General features: G+C 68.0%; 20 protein-coding genes. 5 read left to right on the forward strand and 15 right to left on the reverse strand.

Annotated features, from left to right (window positions below; genetic code table 11):
* Window positions 1-87: 87 nt before the first annotated feature.
* The 3 genes from ABZ909_RS20060 to ABZ909_RS20070 form a co-directional block, all read right to left on the reverse strand.
* On the reverse strand, window positions 88-492 hold the full coding sequence (locus ABZ909_RS20060; RefSeq protein WP_357001623.1) for an Rv3235 family protein: 405 nt from the start codon (window positions 490-492) through the stop codon (window positions 88-90).
* 365 nt (window positions 493-857) lie between these two features.
* Complete coding sequence (locus ABZ909_RS20065) at window positions 858-1,556, reverse strand: hypothetical protein (RefSeq protein WP_357001626.1); 699 nt, start codon at window positions 1,554-1,556, stop codon at window positions 858-860.
* Window positions 1,557-1,617: 61 nt separating this feature from the next.
* The gene (locus tag ABZ909_RS20070; RefSeq protein WP_357001628.1) at window positions 1,618-3,114 is read right to left on the reverse strand and encodes an NAD(P)/FAD-dependent oxidoreductase; all 1,497 of its coding nucleotides are present in this window, start codon (window positions 3,112-3,114) and stop codon (window positions 1,618-1,620) included.
* Window positions 3,115-3,184: 70 nt separating this feature from the next.
* Here ABZ909_RS20070 and ABZ909_RS20075 point away from each other — a divergent pair, with 70 nt between their 5' ends.
* Both ABZ909_RS20075 and ABZ909_RS20080 read left to right on the forward strand, forming a co-directional pair.
* Entirely contained in the window at window positions 3,185-4,195 is a 1,011-nt protein-coding gene (locus ABZ909_RS20075) for an AraC family transcriptional regulator (RefSeq protein ID WP_357001631.1), read from the forward strand.
* A 112-nt stretch (window positions 4,196-4,307) separates the two neighbouring features.
* Window positions 4,308-4,535 carry a hypothetical protein gene (locus ABZ909_RS20080; RefSeq protein WP_357001634.1) on the forward strand — a complete coding sequence of 76 codons (228 nt, stop codon included), beginning with the start codon at window positions 4,308-4,310 and terminating at the stop codon, window positions 4,533-4,535.
* On the opposite strand, the gene ABZ909_RS20085 is transcribed toward ABZ909_RS20080, so the two are convergent.
* Window positions 4,532-5,338 (reverse strand): nuclear transport factor 2 family protein, encoded by an 807-nt coding sequence (locus ABZ909_RS20085; RefSeq protein ID WP_357001637.1) that lies wholly within the window; start codon window positions 5,336-5,338, stop codon window positions 4,532-4,534. The two genes, ABZ909_RS20080 and ABZ909_RS20085, sit on opposite strands and share 4 nt — an antisense overlap.
* Window positions 5,339-5,395: 57 nt before the next feature.
* Window positions 5,396-6,262, reverse strand: a complete 867-nt coding sequence (locus ABZ909_RS20090) for an LLM class F420-dependent oxidoreductase (RefSeq protein WP_357001777.1) — start codon at window positions 6,260-6,262, stop codon at window positions 5,396-5,398.
* 124 nt (window positions 6,263-6,386) lie between these two features.
* Between ABZ909_RS20090 and ABZ909_RS20095 the strand changes: the two genes are divergently transcribed.
* Both ABZ909_RS20095 and ABZ909_RS20100 read left to right on the forward strand, forming a co-directional pair.
* Window positions 6,387-6,932 (forward strand): YdcF family protein, encoded by a 546-nt coding sequence (locus ABZ909_RS20095; protein WP_357001640.1) that lies wholly within the window; start codon window positions 6,387-6,389, stop codon window positions 6,930-6,932.
* A 105-nt stretch (window positions 6,933-7,037) separates the two neighbouring features.
* A complete protein-coding gene (locus tag ABZ909_RS20100; RefSeq protein ID WP_357001642.1) occupies window positions 7,038-8,633 on the forward strand; it encodes a GMC family oxidoreductase in 1,596 nt (531 codons plus the stop codon).
* A gap of 64 nt (window positions 8,634-8,697) precedes the next feature.
* Here the strand turns inward: ABZ909_RS20100 and ABZ909_RS20105 are convergent, their stop codons facing one another.
* From ABZ909_RS20105 to ABZ909_RS20145, 9 genes are all read right to left on the reverse strand, one after another.
* Window positions 8,698-9,285 carry a hypothetical protein gene (locus ABZ909_RS20105; protein ID WP_357001645.1) on the reverse strand — a complete coding sequence of 196 codons (588 nt, stop codon included), beginning with the start codon at window positions 9,283-9,285 and terminating at the stop codon, window positions 8,698-8,700.
* 23 nt (window positions 9,286-9,308) lie between these two features.
* Complete coding sequence (locus ABZ909_RS20110; RefSeq protein ID WP_357001648.1) at window positions 9,309-10,265, reverse strand: MlaD family protein; 957 nt, start codon at window positions 10,263-10,265, stop codon at window positions 9,309-9,311.
* Entirely contained in the window at window positions 10,262-11,308 is a 1,047-nt protein-coding gene (locus ABZ909_RS20115; RefSeq protein WP_357001650.1) for an MlaD family protein, read from the reverse strand. Before ABZ909_RS20115 ends, ABZ909_RS20110 begins: the two co-directional genes overlap by 4 nt.
* Before the next feature lie 125 nt (window positions 11,309-11,433).
* Entirely contained in the window at window positions 11,434-12,516 is a 1,083-nt protein-coding gene (locus tag ABZ909_RS20120) for an MlaD family protein (RefSeq protein WP_357001653.1), read from the reverse strand.
* Entirely contained in the window at window positions 12,516-13,529 is a 1,014-nt protein-coding gene (locus tag ABZ909_RS20125; RefSeq protein ID WP_357001656.1) for an MlaD family protein, read from the reverse strand. Before ABZ909_RS20125 ends, ABZ909_RS20120 begins: the two co-directional genes overlap by 1 nt.
* A 29-nt stretch (window positions 13,530-13,558) precedes the next feature.
* Entirely contained in the window at window positions 13,559-14,551 is a 993-nt protein-coding gene (locus ABZ909_RS20130) for an MCE family protein (protein WP_357001659.1), read from the reverse strand.
* Between the two features lie 56 nt (window positions 14,552-14,607).
* Window positions 14,608-15,636 (reverse strand): MlaD family protein, encoded by a 1,029-nt coding sequence (locus ABZ909_RS20135; RefSeq protein ID WP_357001661.1) that lies wholly within the window; start codon window positions 15,634-15,636, stop codon window positions 14,608-14,610.
* A 3-nt stretch (window positions 15,637-15,639) separates the two neighbouring features.
* Window positions 15,640-16,506: an ABC transporter permease gene (locus ABZ909_RS20140; RefSeq protein ID WP_357001779.1), complete on the reverse strand. Its 867-nt coding sequence runs from the start codon at window positions 16,504-16,506 to the stop codon at window positions 15,640-15,642.
* Entirely contained in the window at window positions 16,503-17,339 is an 837-nt protein-coding gene (locus tag ABZ909_RS20145; protein WP_357001663.1) for an ABC transporter permease, read from the reverse strand. Before ABZ909_RS20145 ends, ABZ909_RS20140 begins: the two co-directional genes overlap by 4 nt.
* Window positions 17,340-17,722: 383 nt before the next feature.
* Here ABZ909_RS20145 and ABZ909_RS20150 point away from each other — a divergent pair, with 383 nt between their 5' ends.
* Window positions 17,723-17,953, forward strand: a complete 231-nt coding sequence (locus tag ABZ909_RS20150; RefSeq protein WP_357001666.1) for a nuclear transport factor 2 family protein — start codon at window positions 17,723-17,725, stop codon at window positions 17,951-17,953.
* On the opposite strand, the gene ABZ909_RS20155 is transcribed toward ABZ909_RS20150, so the two are convergent.
* Complete coding sequence (locus ABZ909_RS20155; protein WP_357001669.1) at window positions 17,954-19,039, reverse strand: ionic transporter y4hA; 1,086 nt, start codon at window positions 19,037-19,039, stop codon at window positions 17,954-17,956.
* Window positions 19,040-19,049: the final 10 nt, after the last annotated feature.

The raw sequence follows: 19,049 nt of genomic DNA on the forward strand, positions 1-19,049 counted from the left end.
GCCGCGCGATGCAGGATTCAAACCAGGCGCGAATCGAATTAGGGGCAACCAGACTATTCTGCTATTACCGCAGAGACCGTCCGGTCTTCAGCACACCCGGAATGCGGCCAAGCGCCACCCGGAACGACCGTGGACAATACGGGCGGCGAGCGCGAAACGCCGCCCGCCGCGGTCGTAACCCGCGCAAACTTCCGCCTGCCCCGGTCCGGCCATGATCACATCCACCCTGGTGAGGGTGGCGGTGCCGAGCTCCCGCCCGGGTAGCCGGCCCGCCCCCGCCAGGGTGCGCACCGCGGCCACCACCGCCGGCTCGGCGAGTGGGCCCAGCTGCCTCACCGGACGGCGGCCGTCCAGCACCTCGAGCGCCAGCCGCAGTGCCGTCCCCGCGAATTGCCTTGCCGCAGTGTTGCATTCATCACCACCCCGGGTTTTCACAGGATGCGAAGAACGCAGAAACCGTTGCAGGCCGACCGATCCGGGCACAGCAGACACCGATCGGCGATCCACTCGATTCCGGCATCCCGGCGATCGGCTCGCGGCGGCGGCCGGCCACTGATCGGGCCGCGGAACCGGGCCGCCCACCCCCGGTGCCCGGCGGCCCGCCTCCGGAGCGTGGCGGACCGGCCCCGGCTTACGACGACACTGCTCCAACGGCGGCTCGAATCGTGGTGCGGGCAGCAGGAATCCGCCCGCCGCCGTCCTCGAGTCCGCCGCCGTTCTCGAATCCACCGCCGTCCTCGAGTCGGCCGCTGCCCGCGGCTCGACCACCGCTCTCGTCTCGACTCGTCCCATGGCGCGAAAGCATGGCAGCCCAGCCGAGCGCGGACGGCCCGAAATCAGGGTTCGCACCCCTCGGGCTACTTCAGCAGCGCGAGCCGCCCCAGCAGGTCGGTGGGCAGGTAGAGCAACCGGCTGGTGGTCCACAACTGCCCGGACTGCGGGTCGTACTGATCGGGTATGGCGACACCGGCCGGGGCGAAGGCCCGGAAACCGTGTCGGGCGGTCGTTCTGATGGCCCGCCACTGGTGGTCCGCGAAGGCCACCACCGCCGCCGCGTCGTCCGCGATCGCCGCGCCCCGGAGGGCGGCGACCTGCGCGGCCACCCCGTCGGTGGACAGATAGACCAGGGTCCCGTCGGCATTGCGCACCGGATCTATGCACACCACATCGGTCATGCCGTACCGCGAGGAGAGCACCTGGGCGATTTCGGTCTGCGCGTACACCGGGAGGTCCCGATCGCCGCGCGTGGCGACCACGGCCGCGGCGAGGGCCTCGTTGACCGGTCCCGGATCGCCGATGGTGCGCGCCGAATCCGCGCCTGCCGGAATGCGATTGCCGAAGCTGTAGGCCACGATCAGCGTGGCCGAGTCGGCGGGCGCGGTGGGGATCGTCCAGAGGTCCTGCGGCGCTTGCTCGCTCGCCGACGGCTCGGCCGGGGACGGCGCGGCGGCCGCCTGGGTGCCGAGGCCGCCGGCCGCCGCGAGCAGGGCCGCGGAGACCGCCGTCACCGCCACCCGCACCGACCACATCGGACCGCTGAACCGCGTGGATGTCATGGCGGCCATGCTGGCCAGCAGGCTTGTGACCGAACCGCAGGCGCTGCGGCGCAAGCGAATTTCAGTGGACCGGTTCGAGCACCTTTGCGGCCGCGACCGGCCGCAGCGTCTTGCCGAGGTCGGTGCGCATGACCGTCGCGGTGTCCAGCAGGTAGTTCTGCCGTACCTGCCACGGGCGCCGATCGCCCTGGCGCGGGAAGTCGCCGATCGAGCGCTGGACGTACCCGGAGGCCAGATCCAGCAGTGGCCGCTCCTGCAGGGTGTGCCGCGGCTGCGGGACCACCGCCCGGTAGCCGTTGCGGTCCATGTACCCCAGCACCTTGCAGACCAGTCGCGAGGTGAGGTCGGCGCGCAGCGTCCAGGAGGCATTGGTGTAACCGATGCACACCGCGAAGTTGGGCACGCCGGTCAGCATGGTGCCCTGCCAGACGAACTGCTCGGACAGCTCCACCGGCGCGCCGTCGACCACCAGGTCGACGCCGCCGAAGGCGAGCAGCTGCAGGCCGGTGGCGGTGACCACCACATCGGCCTCGAGCACCTTGCCGGACTTCAGCCGGATGCCCTCGGGCACAAAGGTTTCGATGTGATCGGTGACCACCTCGGCCTTGCCCTTACGCATGGCCTTGAAGAAGTCGGCGTTGGGCACCGCGCACAGGCGCTGATCCCACGGGTTGTATTCGGGCGTGAAATGCTCGGCGACCAGCTTCTCGTCCTTCAGGATTCGCGTGGTGAGCCCGGTGAGCAGCTTGCGGGCGGCCTCGGGCCGACGCCGGCAGTACTGGTAGAAGCCGATGTTGAACAGGATGTTCTTGGTGCGGATGAGCCGGTGCGCCAGGTTCGGCGGCAGCAGTTCGCGCATCCGGTCGGCCACCTTGTCGCGGCCGGGGACCGCGGAGATCCAGGTGGGGCTGCGCTGCAGCATGGTCACCAGTTCGGCCTGCTCGGCCATGGCCGGGACCAGGGTGACCGCGGTCGCACCGCTGCCGATGACCACCACGCGCTTGCCGGTGTAGTCGAAGTCCTCGGGCCAGAACTGGGGGTGCACGACGGTGCCGGCGAAGTCGGCGATGCCGGGGAACTCGGGCTCGTGGCCGTGGTCGTAGTTGTAGTAGCCGGAGCAGGAGTAGAGGAAGCCGCAGGTGAGCGTGCTGCGCTCGACACCGTCGACACCGCGCCGCTCGACCGTGAGGGTCCACCGCGACTCGTCGCTGTCCCATTCGGCGCCAACGACTTTGGTGCCGTAACGGATGTGCTTGTCAATGCCGTTCTCGGTGGCCGTCTCGGTGATGTAGCGCAGGATGGCCGGCCCGTCGGCGATGGACTTGGCGTCACGCCAGGGCTTGAACGGGTAGCCGAGGGTGAACATGTCGCTGTCGGAGCGGATGCCCGGGTAGCGGAACAGGTCCCAGGTGCCGCCGAGCGCGTCGCGCGCCTCGAGGATGGCGTAGCTGCGGCCGGGCTGCTCGGTCTGCAGTCGATACGCCGCGCCGATGCCGGAGAGCCCGGCTCCGACGATGACGACGTCGAGGTGTTCGGCGAGAGGTTGCGCGGCGTTCATGACCTCCAGTCTGTTGTGCCCGCTCCCCGATTCCTTGACTCTGCACGACAACTATTTGATTCTGGATGACATGTCCGTGATCAGATCCGCCGGGCTGCGGGGCTTCCGCGCCACCGTGGCCGAACTCGGCGGGGATGCCGAGGAGCTGATCACGGCCTGCGGCCTGCCGGTCGCCGCACTGGACACCGACGACCTGCTGGTCCCCGATCACGCCGTCGGGGCGGTCCTGGAGCTGGCCGCGCACCGGCTCGACTGCCCGGATCTGGGCCTGCGGATCGCGTGGCGGCAGGACCTGGACATGCTCGGCCCCCTGGCCCTGGCCATCCGGAATGCCACCACCCTGGCCGGGGTGCTGGAGTGCACCTCGCGCTACCTGTTCGTGCACGCGCGCTCACTGAGCCTGACGATGGAACCCGACCCGTACGGCGATCGCGGCGTGATCGCGCTGCGCTACGGCGTCACCGCGCCCGGCCTGCCCACCCCTGTGCAGGGCACCGATCTCGGTTTGGCCTTCGTGCACAGGACGATTCAGCGGCTCACCGAGGACCGCTACGGGCTGCGTTCGGTGGAGCTCCCCTACCGGCCCGCCGCCCCGATCCAGGCGTACGAGGAATTCTTCGGCGCGCCAGTGCGAATCGAGCGCCCGGCCGCCCTGCTGCGGATACCGGCCGCCCTCGGCAATCGGCGACTCTCCGGCGGCGACGAGAACCTGCACCGGCTGGCCATGGCGTTCCTGGCCGAGCAGTCCGGCGGCGCGGCCACGGCCATCACGCCGCGCGTGCGGACCACCCTGCAGAAGCTGCTGGGCACCACCGCCCCCGAAATCGATGCCGTGGCACGGCTGCTCACCATCCATCCGCGCACCCTGCAGCGACGGCTGGCCGCCGAGGACACCACCTTCGCGGCGATTCTCGACGAGGTCCGGCGCACCGAGGCGCGGCGCTACCTGACCACGACGGATATGCCGATGAGCCAGGTCGCCTCGCTCATCGGATTGTCGGAACAGTCGGTATTCACACGTTGTTGCCAGCGCTGGTGGGGTGCAACACCGACGGCGGTGCGCAAGGGCAAAGCGGGCTGACCACACTGGATGTCAACGGGGTGCCGCCGAGTTCTGATGGGCCCATTGGCAAATCACGCACGGCGAGTCGTTCATGACACGCCCGCGATTTGCGGGTCACCGCGTGTCGATCATGGTCAATCGACGCTCCCGCGCCCAGGATGTCCTGATGATCGCCGAATGCCCTTCCTGCGCTTGGCCCTCTCCCACGGCTGTCTCCTCCCACCGCGGGGTGCAGTACCTGCGCTGCGTGTGCGGCCAGTGGCTGATCAGCGTGCACGGGAAGGTGGTCGGCGCGGCCGGGGGCACCACGTTCAGCGGGAACAATCCCCTGGCGGAGATCGCCGGGATCCGGGATTAGCTCGCCGGCACGAAGATTCGCGCCGACTCGATGCGCAGCCCGCGGTCGGCGAAGTCGAGTTCGGCGATGCCGCGGCCCTCGCGGGTCTCCACCGACACCGTCACCGAGTGCCCGGCGGCAAGGGCCTTGCTCCAGCGCAGGCCCTTCACCCGGGTGGTGAAGTCCTCCAGCGACATCGCGCCGTCCACACCCCACTCCAGGCGCGGGACCGGAGCCAGAACCGCACGGGCACTGGACGAATTACCGGCGGCCACGGCATCCAGCAGCTGCCCGGCGGCCTGCTTGCCCGCCGCGCCGACACCGCGCAGGCCCGACATGAAGCCCATCGCCCCGCCGACGCCCTGATTGCCGAGCAGCTGCGGGCCCAGCTTGGCGCCCGCCAGCAGGCCCTGCATGCCCGATCCCAGCAGCTGGCCGATCATGCCCGCCAGCTCCCAATGTGCGCGCAGGGCACGGATTTTCAGCGCGCCGTCCACCTCGTCCAGGTCATAGCGCAGATGCATGGGCACATGCAGGGTGACCCCGGTGGACATGGTGGTGGCGATGGTGAGATCGCGGAAGACCGTCATGCCACACACCACGTCGCCGGTCACATCGAAGACGATCCCGTTGGGCGCGATGAAGGTGTCGTAGAAGCGCTCGATGGCCGCGCGCCCGATGTGCGGGCGCGAGCCGACCGGGTCCTCGACACTGCCGTTGTCGGCGAAAAGGCCCACCCAGGCGGCCTTGTCGTGCGCGCCGACCGCCCGCGGTGACGCTTCGACGGTCGCCAATAGTTCGGCGGCAGTGGGATTCGCGGGCACAGTGTCCTCCAGATGTTGGCAAGCGCGCGCGATGATACCGAACGCCCCGGCCCCGGACTAGATGGCCGCCAAGCGCGGGAGCAGGCGTTCGGCGAATTCGGTGGCGAAGACGACGGGATCGCCATCGGGCATGAAGTCCAGCTCGGTGATGCCCAGGGCGGCAAGCTGCTCGGCATCCCGCAGCACCCGGTCCGGGTCGCCGAGGGCATCGGACACGTAGACCGCGGTCTTGCGGATGGCGTCGTAGTCGCGGCCCTCGGCCTCGCAGTGCGCGCGCAGCACGGCCAGCTTGGCGGCGACCTCCTCGGGGCTGCTCGCGAAGAGATTGCAGGCGTCCGCGTAGCGGGCCACCAGCAGCAGCGTCTTGCGCTCACCGCCACCGCCGATCCGGATGGGCGGGCGCGGGCGACTCAAAGGCGCAGGCACGCACAGGGTCTCGGCCAGCTGGTAGTGCTCGCCCTTGTACGGCCCGTTGTCGGGACCCCACATCTGCAGGCAGATCTGCAGCGTCTCCTCGAGCCGTTCGAACCGCTCGGCCATCGGGACGACCGGTACGCCGAGGCCGCGCTGTTCCCGCTCGTACCAGGACGCTCCGATGCCCAGTTCGGCCCGGCCGCCCGAGAGCACGTCGAGGGTGGTGACGATCTTGGCGAGCAGGCCGGGATAGCGGTACATCACCCCGGTCACCAACAGTCCCAGCCGCATACGCTCGGTCAGGGCCGCCAGGTAGCCGAGGGTGGTATAGCCCTCCAGCATGGGTTCCTCGGCGGTGCCGCGAAGCTCCATCTGGAAGTAGTGGTCCATGACCGTGAACTGCGCGAATCCGGCCTGTTCGGCAATGCGGGCGGTATGCGCCAGCGTCGACGCGATCCGATCGGTCGCGGCGGGGTGCGAGTAGTTCCAGTAGTGCAGGCCCAGCTCCATGGCGGACTCCTCCGTTGGGGACGACATGCCTTGTTCGTGCGTGATGCCGTGCGTTCGTGCGCAATACAGTCTGCCCCACGATCACGCCGGGAAGGTCGGCGCCGGGATCGGTACCGTCGGAGGCGTGCCTGCACTCCGGAGGGTCATCGCAGGGGTCGTCACCGTGACGGCACTGATCGTCGCTCTCGCGTTCGCGGGGCTGCCGGTGTTCGTGCACCCGCAGGTGGATCCGCTGCGCCGGGCCGACGCCATCGTGGTGCTCGGCGGGACGGCCTACGCACGCTACGACGTCGGGCTGCGGCTCGCCCAGGAGGGCTATGCGCCCGAGCTGCTGATCTCGCGATCCACCGGCCAGAACGACCCGGTGATGGACCGCTACTGCGACGGCGGGTTCGCCTTCACGGTCTCCTGCTTCGTGCCGAATCCGTGGACCACCCAGGGCGAGGCCGAAGAGATCCGCCGCCGGGCCCGGGCCGGACACTGGCAGCACATCATCGTGGTGACCTATACACCGCACGTCTCTCGCGCGCGATACATCGTGGAGAAGTGTTTTTCCGGCCAGATCACCATGGTCGCCAGCCCCAGCGATTCGGGGCTGTTGTTCTGGTCCTGGATGTATGTGCGGCAGTCGGCGGGTTATGTGCGCGCGTTTCTGCAGCGCGGATGTTGAGCCGAAAGATGCCCCACGGCCGGGCAATTGAACGGTTACGATGAGGTCCGGGCAAAGGAAAGCGCGTCCGTCGCGGGGGTGGATGCGGGTGCGGGAGGATTTCCGGTGCGTATCGACGACCTTCGTGCCGCGCGGGACAGCGAGCTGACGGCCGACCTGTGCATTATCGGGTCCGGACCGGCAGGCCTGACCCTGGCTGCCGAACTCGCGGAAAGTTCGCTACGAGTGCTGGTGCTGGAGAGCGGCGGGCGCGAACTCTCCCCCGGCACCGATGCGCTCAACGACATCGAGAATGTCGGCGCCGCGCGGGCCCAGCCGTATCGCAATGCCCGCAATCGCATTCTGGGCGGCAGTTCGCACACCTGGAGCGGACGCTGCGCGCCCCTGGACGACCTGGATTTCGCGACCCGCGCCTGGGTCCCGTTCTCCGGCTGGCCGATCGGATTCACCGAGGTCGAGCCGTATCTGGATCGGGCGGCGGGACATCTGGGACTGGGGTACGGGGCCGGGTTCACCGGCGACCGGTTCTGGGAGCTGGCCGACCGGAATCCAGCCCATCCGGAGGTGGACCGGCGCTGGCTGCGGCCCTACTTCTGGCAGATCAGCAAGGACCCGGCGGATCCGTTCGACTCCAAGCGATTCGGCGTCCATGCCGGGGAAATCTCCGCAGCCAATGTTCGAATTCTGCTGAATGCCACCGTTTCCCATATCGATACCGATCCGGACGGCAGCCGAGTCGAGGCATTGCGGGTGGTGGATTCCGACGGAAATACCCGTGTCATCCGTGCGGCGCGAATTGTGCTGGCCGCCGGGGGAATCGAAAACGCGCGCTTGCTGCTCGCGTCGAATCGCATTGTGCCGGAAGGTATCGGTAATCGTCACGACGTGGTGGGCCGGTATCTGCTGGATCATCGCTGCGGTGTGGTGGGCGCGCTGGACCCGCGCACCTCCGCCGCCGCGCGCGAGCGATTCGGCAAATACGTCGTGAGAACCCGCGGCGGTAAGCACACCTTCCTGCACGGGCTGGCACTGTCGCCGGAAATCCAGGCCGACGAGGGACTCCTCAACTGCGCCCTGTGGATTCAAGAGGTGCCCTCCGAGGACGACCCCTGGGAGTCGGTGAAGAACCTGCTGCGCGGGCACATGAACCTGCACGACGCCCGCACCGTCGCCAGCCATCCCGGCCTGCTGCTCTCCGGAGCCAAACGCCGCCTCATCGACCACACCGGCCTGCCGCGCAAGCTCGAACACGTGGAACTGCGCTGCATGGTGGAGCAGACCCCGAACCCGCGCAGCCGGATCCAGTTGAGCGACACCGTGGATCGCCTCGGCATGCCGCATCCGCGCATCGACTGGCAGGTCAGCGCCCAGGAGGACGCCACCGTCCGCCGCGCGGCCGCTCTGGTCGCCGGCGAGTTCGCCCGCCTCGGCTATCCCCCGCCCGCCCTGGACGAATGGGTCCGCGAGACCAGTGATCTCCCGGCCCGGCTGACCGACTGGGCGCACCCCACCGGCGCGACCCGCATGTCGGCGGACCCGCGCACCGGCGTCGTGGACAGCGACTGCCGCGTGCACGGTGTGAGCAACCTCTATATCGCCGGCAGCTCGGTTTTCCCCACCAACGGCCACGCCAATCCCACCCTGACCATCGTCGCGCTGGCCGTGCGGCTGGCCGACAAGCTGCGCGGCACCGCCTCCTGACGGGTGCACCGGAAGGCCCGCCGAGCTCGAAAGCTGCGGCGGGCCAGGGTTTTCCGGGACGCGGTTACTGCTTGGGCAGCGGGAGGTCGATGCCGCCGACGTCGGTGACCTTCCAGTCGCTCTTGGGATCGACGCTCACCGTGTAATAGATGGTGGTGAGGACGCCGTCCGGGTTCTGCGCATTGGTGGAGTTGACGTTCAGATAGACGTTCACCTTGTAGGCGCCGTTGTCGCGATTGGTGACCTGCGAGCTGAGCAGGGTGGGGCTCGAGGTCCACTTCAGCGGAACCAGGATCTCCTGCAGCTTCGAGGAGGTGGCGCCGAACTTGCTCGCCAGCGCCGGGGTGGTGTTGGACTCGAGGCGAGCGGTCCAGGCGTTGAAGTCGGAGAAGTTGAGGTTGGCCGCGCCCATGGCGTAGTCGGAGGCCACCTGCTCGGCGTGCTTGTCGTTCGCGGCCTGGGTATCGCGGTCCTTCAGGTCGCCGCGCGCGGACTGCCACAGCACGGTGACCGTCACCAGCGCGCCGATGAGCAGCACCGCGGCGACCGCGGTCACCAGGGTCGAGACCTTCAGCTGCACCGTCCTGCCCGGGGCCGGGTCCGGCGCCGGATCCAGGTCGGCCGGCTGCTTCGATTCGGTGTCCTGAGACATGGGTCTCCTCCTTGCTGGTACTGCTACTTCACGCCGACCTGCACGCGCACGGCACCGTCACCGGTGGACGCGAGTGCCTGCGAGATCAAGCTGCTGATATTGAGCTGAGGCCCGGCGGTGCGTGCCGCGTCGGCGAGCGGCTGCAATTGGGGCGCGAGGGTCTTCAATTCGGGTCCGGCCTGCTGCAGCCATTCGGTCAGCTTGGCCAGGAAGGGCGCCAATCCGTTGCCGGAGACATATTCCTGCGGCCCGGGGGCACGGTCGACCAGTCTACCGACGGCATTGATGAGCTCCGCGAGCGACTGCTCGAACTGCACGAATGCGGGCGCCGCGGCCGCTGTAGCCTCGCCCATACCATCGATATTCGAGGCCGCCGCCTGGAAGCTGTTGAGTAGCTGAGCAATCTTGGGTTCGCGGCTCATAATCGCCGCGGCCAGCAGATCACCGGCGCGGGTCAGGTTCGGCATGGCCGAATCCGTGTCGTGGAAGGCCGCTCCCAGCGTGCTCGCCAGCGAGGCCGCCACCTTCGGGTCGAGCTGGTTCATGACCTTGTTGAGCAGTCGCGACACCTCGGGAATGGACAGCGGCGACTTCACCGCGGCGGCGTCCAGGCGCTGGCCGTCCTTCAGATACGGCCCGCCCGCGGTGCGGGGCCGGAATTCCACGAACGGCTCGCCCAGCGCGGACAGCTGCTCGATGGTGACGTCACTGTCGGTGGGCAGCCTGCGGTCCCCATCGATGCGGAATCCCACCTCGACGCCGCGCGCGGTGGAGTCCACCGACGTGATCTTGCCGACCCGCATGCCGGTGAGCAGGATGGGCGAGCCCACGCTCAGCCCACCGGAATTCGCCATCACCATGGACCCGCCGGTGTAATGCGCGAATGGATCCGCCCGCACCACGCCGAAGGTCAGATAGCTCGCGCCCACCACGGTGACGGCCGCGATGCCGCCCAGCGACGCCAGCGAACCCCACTTCATCGCACCGCTCCGATCATGCGCAGCCCGGCCAGTATGTTGGTGACCTGATCGTCGCGGGACACCGAATCCGCCTGGACGCCGGTGATGTTCACCTTGGGCCCGTTCTCGACGAACGGAATCAGCTTGTCCCGCAGCAGCGAGGTCAGCAGCGACAGATTCGACGGCACCGACAGGTCCAGCGGCTGCCCCGAAAGTGCCAGCGGTGCAAAGGATTGCGTCACCGGATCCAGCGCGGTGGCCAGCGGAGCCAGCCACACCAGCGACTGCCCGAGCTGGCCGAGCACGGCGAAGATCTGGGTGACGCCCTCGATCGAGCCGGTGATCCCGGTCATGGCGTCCACCGACTCCTGGCTGAGCTCGTGGTCCAGGAAGTCCGCGCGATCGTGCAGCACCTGGGCGTTCACACCCAGACCGTCGAGCAGCTTGTCGACCTGGTCCAGATTGGCCGCCAGATCCACCGCGTTCCCGGCCGCGTTCTGCGCGATCCGCTTGGTCTCCTCGGGATCGCGGGGCAGCACCGCATTGAAATGGTTGATGATGTCCTGCAACTGATTCACCGCGCCGCCCTGGGTGAAGGCGGCCAGCGCGGCCATGGTGTCCTCGAGCTGCACCGGCGGGCGGGTGTGGTCCCGGGTGATGGTGCCGCCGTCCTTCAGCAACGACCCGAAACCGTCCGGCGGCGTGGTCAGCGCCAGATGGATATCACCCAGCACCGTGTTCTGCCGCAGCTCGGCCACCGCGGTGGCCGGCAGCTGCACCTTGGACGAGATGTCCGCGTCCACCACGACATAGCCGCCGCGCCCGCCCGCGTGCGCCGAATCCACCACGCGCACACCGCTGACCGAACCGACCTGCGCGCCATTGGCGATGACCTTGGCCTTGGCGGGCAGATTCAGCACATTGCCGAACTCGATGTGGATCCGATAGGTCGGGCCCGAAATCGTGGTCCCCGGTACCGGCACCGAGGACGGATCGAAGGCGCAGCCCCCCGCCCCGGCTGACAACCCGGCGGCCAGCACGGCGGCTCCGGCACGCCTGGCCATGGCCGCACGTCCCCGCGGACGCGTGTCGGAGCCTGCCCCCTGCGCAGGCTTCGACCATGCCGAGCTGCCCTCTCGCGCACCGGAACCAGGCCGGGTGGCGACGACGATCTCCCAGCGTCCGAACCTCATCGCGCACCTGCCATTCCGAGCACCAACGGGACCAGCGGGACGTTCACCATGCCGTTGGCGGCGTCGGTGCAGCTACCCGGGGTGACGGCATTGCCGGCGGCGCAGACCTCTTCGGCCTGCGGGGCCGGCAGGGCCGCGCGCGGAGAGCCGTAGGTGATGCCGTTGCCCATGATGTTCTGGGCCGCATTGGTCAGCACCGGCAGCTTCAGCATGACCTCGGAGAGCGAGCCGACATTGGCGCGCAGCAGGCGGACCAGCGGGAGGGTGTCGTCGAGGCCCCGCATGATGGGGTCGCCCGCGATGGTGACCAGATCATTGAGCATGGGCAGCACCTCACCGAGCCGGTCGATGAGTTGCGCGCCGGGACCGAGCAATTCGGTACTGGCATTCTCGAGGGCGGGAGCCAGCCGCAGCAGCATGGAGCGCAGGTCGCCCCAGTGCTGCTCGACCTTCACACCGACCGCGGCGAAGGCATCGAAGATGCCCGCCAGGTGCCCGATGTCGGCATCCGGCTGGGCCAGCGCCGAACCCAGCTTCTTGACGATCTCGTTGATCTGCGGGCCCGCGCCCTGGGTGGCCGAGTCCAGCGTGGACAGGCCGTGCGCCAGCGCATCCGGGGCCTGCGCCTGCTGCAGCTGCGAGGACAGATCGGCCAGCGCCGTCAGGGTCTCGGTAATGCTCTTGGGCGTCAGGGTTTTGGTGACGCATTGCGACGAATCCCAGTGCGCCAGATCCTTACCGCTGTTGAGTACTGCCAGATTACGGTCGGCCACAATGGAATCCGAGACGGTGGTGGCGGCGGCGTCCGCGTACACGGGATACTTCGCGTCGACCGAGAACGTCACCTTGACCTTGGTGCCGTCGGAATCGATGGAATCGACGGTGCCGACCGGGATTCCGCGCATGGTCACCTTGTTGCCCGCGTACAGACCGACGGCATCGGGCATCACGGCGCAGTAGGACACGGTCTTCTTCATCGGGTTGAACCACAGGAGGTACCCGACCACCGCCAGCAGCACGACCAGCACCGCGCCGGCGACCGACATGAACGCCTGGGATCCGAGCATCCGCTTGAACATCAGCAGTCCTTCCCCGGCACCGGAATGCACACCTGCGGCTGTGCCACGGGCTGCCGCGACAGCGTGACGGTCTGCTGTGACTGGTCGATCTGCCCGCCGCCGTCCGGAATCACCAGGTCCGACAGCTTCTTCTGCAGGTCCTGCGCGGCGGTCAGGGTCGGGGTGAATTTCTGGCCGAGTTGTTCGAGCCGGGTGATCGCGTCGGTCAGCTTGGGCTTCAGATCCGACCAGGTGGGTTCCACGCCGCCGAGCCGGCCGAGCACATCACTGAGCAGCCGGATGGCCTCGGCCATCTCAGCATGCTTGTCGTCGAGCACGGTGACCAGCAGGTTGGCATTGTCCATGAGCCGGCCCAGATCGGACTTCGCGCCGTCGTACATGCGCACGTACTCATCGGCCACGGCCACCGCGTTCGACACCTGGCTGCGCTGCTTGTCCAGCCCGTCCACATAGGTGTCGACCGTGGCCAGCGTGGTGCGCAGGGTGTCGGGCGAGCCGTCGATCGAATTGCCCAGTGCCGCAAGGTTCTTGTTCAGTGTCGAGCCGTCGATCTTGGCGAGCGGGGTGGCCGCGTCCTGGAAGGTCTCGATCAGGCTGTAGGGCAGGCGAACCCGGTCCGCCGGAATGGCCGCCGACCCCAGCGGCTTGCTCCCGGCCGGGAACACCGCCACATAGTGGCCGCCGACAATGGTCAGCATGCGAATGTCGAGGGAGGTCTGATCACCCAGGAACACATCGGATTTCACCGTGAAGCGCATGACGACCTTGTCCGGCTTCAACTCCAGCGACTTCACCTCGCCGACCGAGACGCCGGCGATGCGCACGTCGTCGCCCGCCTTCACCGACTGCGCCTCGGACAGTTCCGCGGTGTAGGTGTGCTTGCCGAACGGGATCACGTACAGCGCACCGGCGGCCGCCAGGCCCAGCACCACCAGCACCGCGCCGATGACGCCCTTGCGCAGGTGCCGCTTCTGCTTGGTGGCGTCGTCGACCACCCGATCATCACGTTTCATGCTGAACCCGCTCGAGAAGCGGGGCAATGTCATCCGTTGCATATCGCCACCTGCTGTCCCGACACGAGCACCCTGACCACCGCCGGTACATCGGCGGTTCCCTTGCTGCACACCGGCTTCCAGCCGCCTGGGCTGGCCGGCAGGGCCGCGTCGGCCGCGCCCAGCACCGCGGGCAGGCGGCCGAAGGCGTCCACCGCCTCCTTGGCGTCGGGGAAGATCTTGCGGATCAGCGCGTCCACATCGGAGCCGCTGTCGATCCCCAGCGAGCGCAGCAGATTGTCGATGGGCCGCAGCACCGAGGGCGCCGTGACCGCGAATTGCGCCAGGCCGCCGATGTTCTGCCGCAGCGCCTCGAAGATGTCGGAGAGCTGCTTCAGCAGCGGCACCAGGTGGTGCACGCGCCCGCCCAGCCGGTCCGACAGATCCGACATGTTGTGGATCAGCGTCGAGATCACCTGTTGCCGGTTGTCCACGTACGATGCCAGTTTGCCGATCGCGTCCATGGCCGGGCCGATCCCGCTGCCGTCACCCTCGATCAGGGCCACCATGCTGGCGCTGAACTGGTTGATGGCCTCCGGGGAAATGGTCTGCAGCACCGGCTTCAGGCCGTTGAACAGCTGAGTCACGTCGAAGGACGGGACGGTGTGGTCCTCGCCGATGCGGGCCCCCGCCGGAATCCGGATGCCCGGCTGCGGCTGCTGCTGTAGATCGATATACCGCTGCCCGGTCAGATTCTGGTAGCGGATGGCCAGCTTCGAGTTGTCGTAGACGGGTGCATCGGTCTTGACCGACAACTGGATCCGGGCCTTCGCGTCCTCGAGGCTGATCTGCTTCACCTTGCCGACCTGCACGCCGAACATGCGCACGTCGTCGCCGACCTTCAGGCCGTTGGCATCGGTGAAGATGGCATCGTGGGTCTCGGTCTTCCCCGACACCGGGCGCTGAATCGCGGTGAGCACCAACATGAGCACCACCACGATGACGCCCCCGAACAGGGCCAGCCGCCAGGCTGCGGCTTTCACATGTCCACCCGTCGCTCCACCACCGCCCCGGATGGAATCGCTGCGCGATGCACGCCTCATTTGGCCCCTCCCAGCAGCGGCACCGCGATGGCCGGCACGCCCTTCAGGTCGACCTCCACATTCAGCACCGGCCCCTGCCCGGTATCCGGCATGGCCGCGCGCAAACGCTCCAGCAGCAGGCGCAATTCGGCCGCGGACTGCTGCGGCTGCGGCACCATCTGGGCCAGCGCGGTCAGCACCGGCACCAGCATGTCGGTGGTACCGGAAAGCTGATTCCCGGCCTGGGTGAAGGTGGTCGCCAGCGCCGGCAGCAGCTGGCCGGTGACCGTCGCGACACCCTTGTCGTAGGCGGCGCGGTCGGTCTGGAGCCGCTGCATACTGCGGATCAGATCCACCACCTGCACGGTCGCGCCCGCGAACCGGCCGCCGCCGTCGAAGGCCGGGCCGAGGCTGCCGACCAGCTCCGACATCGGCATCTTCTGGTTATTGGTAACGGTGCGCTGCGCGGTGACGAGCGCCTGCGCCAGCGGCATGAGCGCCTGCGTGTCGGCCGCGGCCTGGGCGATCACCGACGCCATCTGAGGCGTGAGCACCGAACCGCCCACCTGCGAGGCGCTGCGCAGAATCGAGCCCATGGTGGCGTCGTAGACCGCGGCGGCCCGGTTGCCGGTGAAGTCCAGCACCGTGCCCGAGCGCAGCGGGGAACCGCCTGCGCCCTTGCGCAATTCGATTTCGCTGATGCCGAAGAGGTTGGCGGGCGCGTAATCCACCTGCAGGCTGTCGTCCAGCCCGAACAGCTTGGCATCGTCGAGCTGCAGCGAAATCTGCTGTGTCCCGTGCTGATCCGGCGCGATCTCGGTGACCTTGCCGATCACCACGCCATTGGCCCGCACATCGGTGCCGACCAGCACGCCGTCACCGATCTGCTCGGTGCGCAGTGAAATCGGCAGTCCGGCCTCGGTTTTCTGTGACCGGTACAGTGCCCAGCCCGCCACCACGGCCACCACCAGCGCCAGCGCGACGGTGCCGACCGTCATCGCCCGCTTGCGATCGACGGCCACACCCGGCATTCCGTAATTCGGCATCCCCTACCCCGTGAACGTAATCGCCGAGTTGAAGCCCCACAGGGACAGCGACAGCACCATGTCCATGGCCACGATGGCCACCGAACTCGCGCGCACCGCCTTACCCGAGGCGATGCCCACACCCTCCGGCCCGCCGGTCGCGAAAAAGCCGAAGTAGCAGTGGATCAGGATGACCACCACCGCGAACACGGCCACCTTGACCACCGCGGCGATCACGTCGAACCCGGACACAAACTGGAAGAAGTAATGGTCGTACACACCGGCCGAGGCCCCGTGCACCAGCGTGATCAGCCCACGGCAGGCCGCGTAGGACAGGATCAGCGCGATGAGGAAGGTCGGCACGATGGCGACCGCGCCCGCGAGCACACGGGTGGTCACCACGAAGGGAACCGAACGCAGACCGAGGGATTCGATGGCGTCGATCTCCTCGGAGATGCGCATCGACCCGATCTCGGCGGTCATGCGGCAGCCCGCCTGCGCGGCGAACCCGATGGCCGCCACGATCGGCGCCAGCTCACGGGTGGTGGCGTAGGCCGACACCAGGCCCGACACCGGGCCCATGCCCAGCATGTCCAGCGTGGTGAACGACTCCACCGCCACCGACGCGCCCATGACCAGGCCGAGCACGATCATCATCGGCACGGTCCCGCCACCCACGATGACCGAGCCGCGGCCCCAGGTCATATCCGAGATGGCCCGCATGGTCTCGCTGCGATACCGCCCGAGAGTCAACGGAATCGACGACAGCACCTGCCAGACGAAGGCCAGCGTGAAGCCCAGGTTCTCCACCCGGCGCAGGATCAGGCCACGGCGGCGATAGGCGCGCGCGGCCCAGCCCAGCCCCTTGGGCACGTAGGTTGCCGACATCAGGCCAGCCTCGTGGGCAGGAAGAGATCGGTGATCTGGGTGGCGACCAGGTTGACGGTCACGATCGATACCACTGACAGCACCACCGCGGCGTTCACGGCGTCGGCGACACCCCGCGGGCCGCCCTTCGCCTCGAGCCCGCGCTGGCAGGCGATGATCACCACGAGGAAGCCGAAGATCACGGCCTTCAACAGCGACACCCACACATCGGCGGTGGTGGTGAAGGATCCGAAGGTGGACCAGTACGAGCCCGGCGTCACGCCCTGCCCGCCGATGGCGACGCCGTAGCCGGCGAGCACGCCCACGAAGATGATGAGCACGTTCAGCAGCGGCGCGACGAAGACCATGGCCACCAGGCGCGGGATCACCAGCCGATGAATCGGGCTGATGCCCATGGTGTTCAGCGCGTCGATCTCCTCACGAATAGTGCGCGCGCCCAGATCCGCCGCCAGTGCCGCGGCGCCCGCACCGCCCAGCAGGAAGCCGGTGGCCAGCGGCGCGCCCTGTTTGATGACACCCAGGCCGCCGGTCGCGCCCAGCAGCGAATCCGCGCCCAGGGTGTGAATCAGATTGCCCACCTGGACCGAAACGATGACACCGAACGGAATCGCGATGAGCACGGCCGGAATCGCGGTCACGGTAATGAGCCGCCAGGCCTGGAGAATGGCTTCTTTCCATTGGAATTGGCGGCGCGCGATATCGGTGACGGTGCCGAACACAGCTTCCTCGGCAATTCCGACCGCGCGACCGAAGGTGCGCAGCGACGCCACCGAGGTGCTGGAGAAGTTGTCACGCACGATGCGCACGGCGGACCGACTCTGGACGGCCCGGGTCATCGCAGGACTGCTTCTTCGAGACGCCGGAACCGACGTGTGGTGGCGAGCTTCAAATTTCTTCTCCGTGATCGGCAACACTGCCTGCCATCAAAGCTAATGGTTACGCAGAGTTACAACAAATCGGTTGAGATGTGATCGGAACCTCTAAGTTACCTACCGGTACATCCGCTGTCGGTCCCGGTCAGCGGGACGAATAGCCATGTGACCTGCAGTTCTAGAACGTGTTATCAGAGCGGATCGGCTATGACCCCGGGGCTGAGCGCGCCTCGGGCGAACCCTCGGCGAGGCAGTTCCGAGGCCCTCGGCCATACCTGAAGCCGAATTGAGTGATCTTGCAGCAACCCCCGATTTCACATCGAACCCACGCGTAACCCGGACAGTGCGTGTTCACTGTCGCTGTGGACAACACGGTGTCGGCGGTCCTGCACACGATCGAAGCCGGCGACTGGGCGGAATTCGCGAAACTGGTGCACCCCTATGTGCATTGGACCGAGGACGGCGTCACCACCCGCGGACGAACCCGCGTCATGGCGCTGCTGTCCCGGCACGATGCCACCAATCCCGCGACGACCTATGAGCTGCGCGACGGCCAGATCTATCGCTGGAATTCCTGATTACGGGCTGACCGCCAGAAAAACGAAGGCCGAGAACAACACCAGGTGCACACAGCCCTGGAGCAGCGTCGCGCGTCCGGGCACCACGGTGAGCGCGCCGACCACCACGGTCAGCGCCAGCAGCACCATCTGGGTCGCGCCCAGGCCGAGCTCGAGCGGGCCCTCGATCCACACCGAGGCGAGCGCGATGGCCGGAATGGTCAGGCCGATACTGGCCATGGCCGAACCCAGCGCGAGATTCAGCGAGATCTGCACCCGGTCGCGGCGCGCAGTACGCACGGCCGCAATGGTTTCGGGCAGCAGCACCAGCATCGCGATCACCACGCCGACCGCGGACTGCGGCAGCCCGGCCGCGGCGATACCGGATTCGATATTCGGCGTATCCACCTTCGCCATCCCGACCACGCAGATCAAGGCAACCAGCAGCAAACCCAGACTCAGCAGCGCCTGCCCGCGGGTGGGCGGCTCCTCGTGTTCATCGTCTACGGCAGCGACCCCCTCGACGGGCAGGAAGTCGTCGGGATGCCGGACCGTCTGCACCATGACGAAGACGCCGTAGAGGACCAGCGACGCCACGGCGGCGAAGGCCAGCTGCGAGGCCGAGAACACCGGGCCGGGTTCGCTGGTGGTGAAGGTCGGCAGCACGAGACTCAGCGTCGCGAGCGTCGCGACCGTGGCCAGCGCCGCGCCGGTGCCCTCGGCATTGAAGACCGCCACCCGCCGCCGCAGCGCGCCCACCAGCAGCGAGAGGCCGAAAATGCCGTTGCACGTGATCATTACGGCGGCGAAGACGGTGTCGCGGGCCAGCGAGGCGGACTTCTCCGGACTGGACACCATGAGCGTGACGATCAGCCCGACCTCGATGATGGTCACCGCCACCGCCAGGATCAGCGATCCGAACGGCTCACCCACCCGGTGCGCGACCGTCTCCGCATGGTGTACCGCGGCCAGCACCGCGCCGATCAGCACGGCTCCCACCAGCACCGCCGGGACCGGGCTCAGCTCCCGGCCCCAGGCCACCGCCAGCACCGCGGCGCCCAGCGCCGGGAGGATGGCCGACCAGTACCGCTTGCCGAAACCCACCATGACCCCATCG

This window comes from Nocardia sp. NPDC046763 (assembly GCF_040645495.1).
Taxonomy (GTDB): Bacteria; Actinomycetota; Actinomycetes; order Mycobacteriales; family Mycobacteriaceae; genus Nocardia.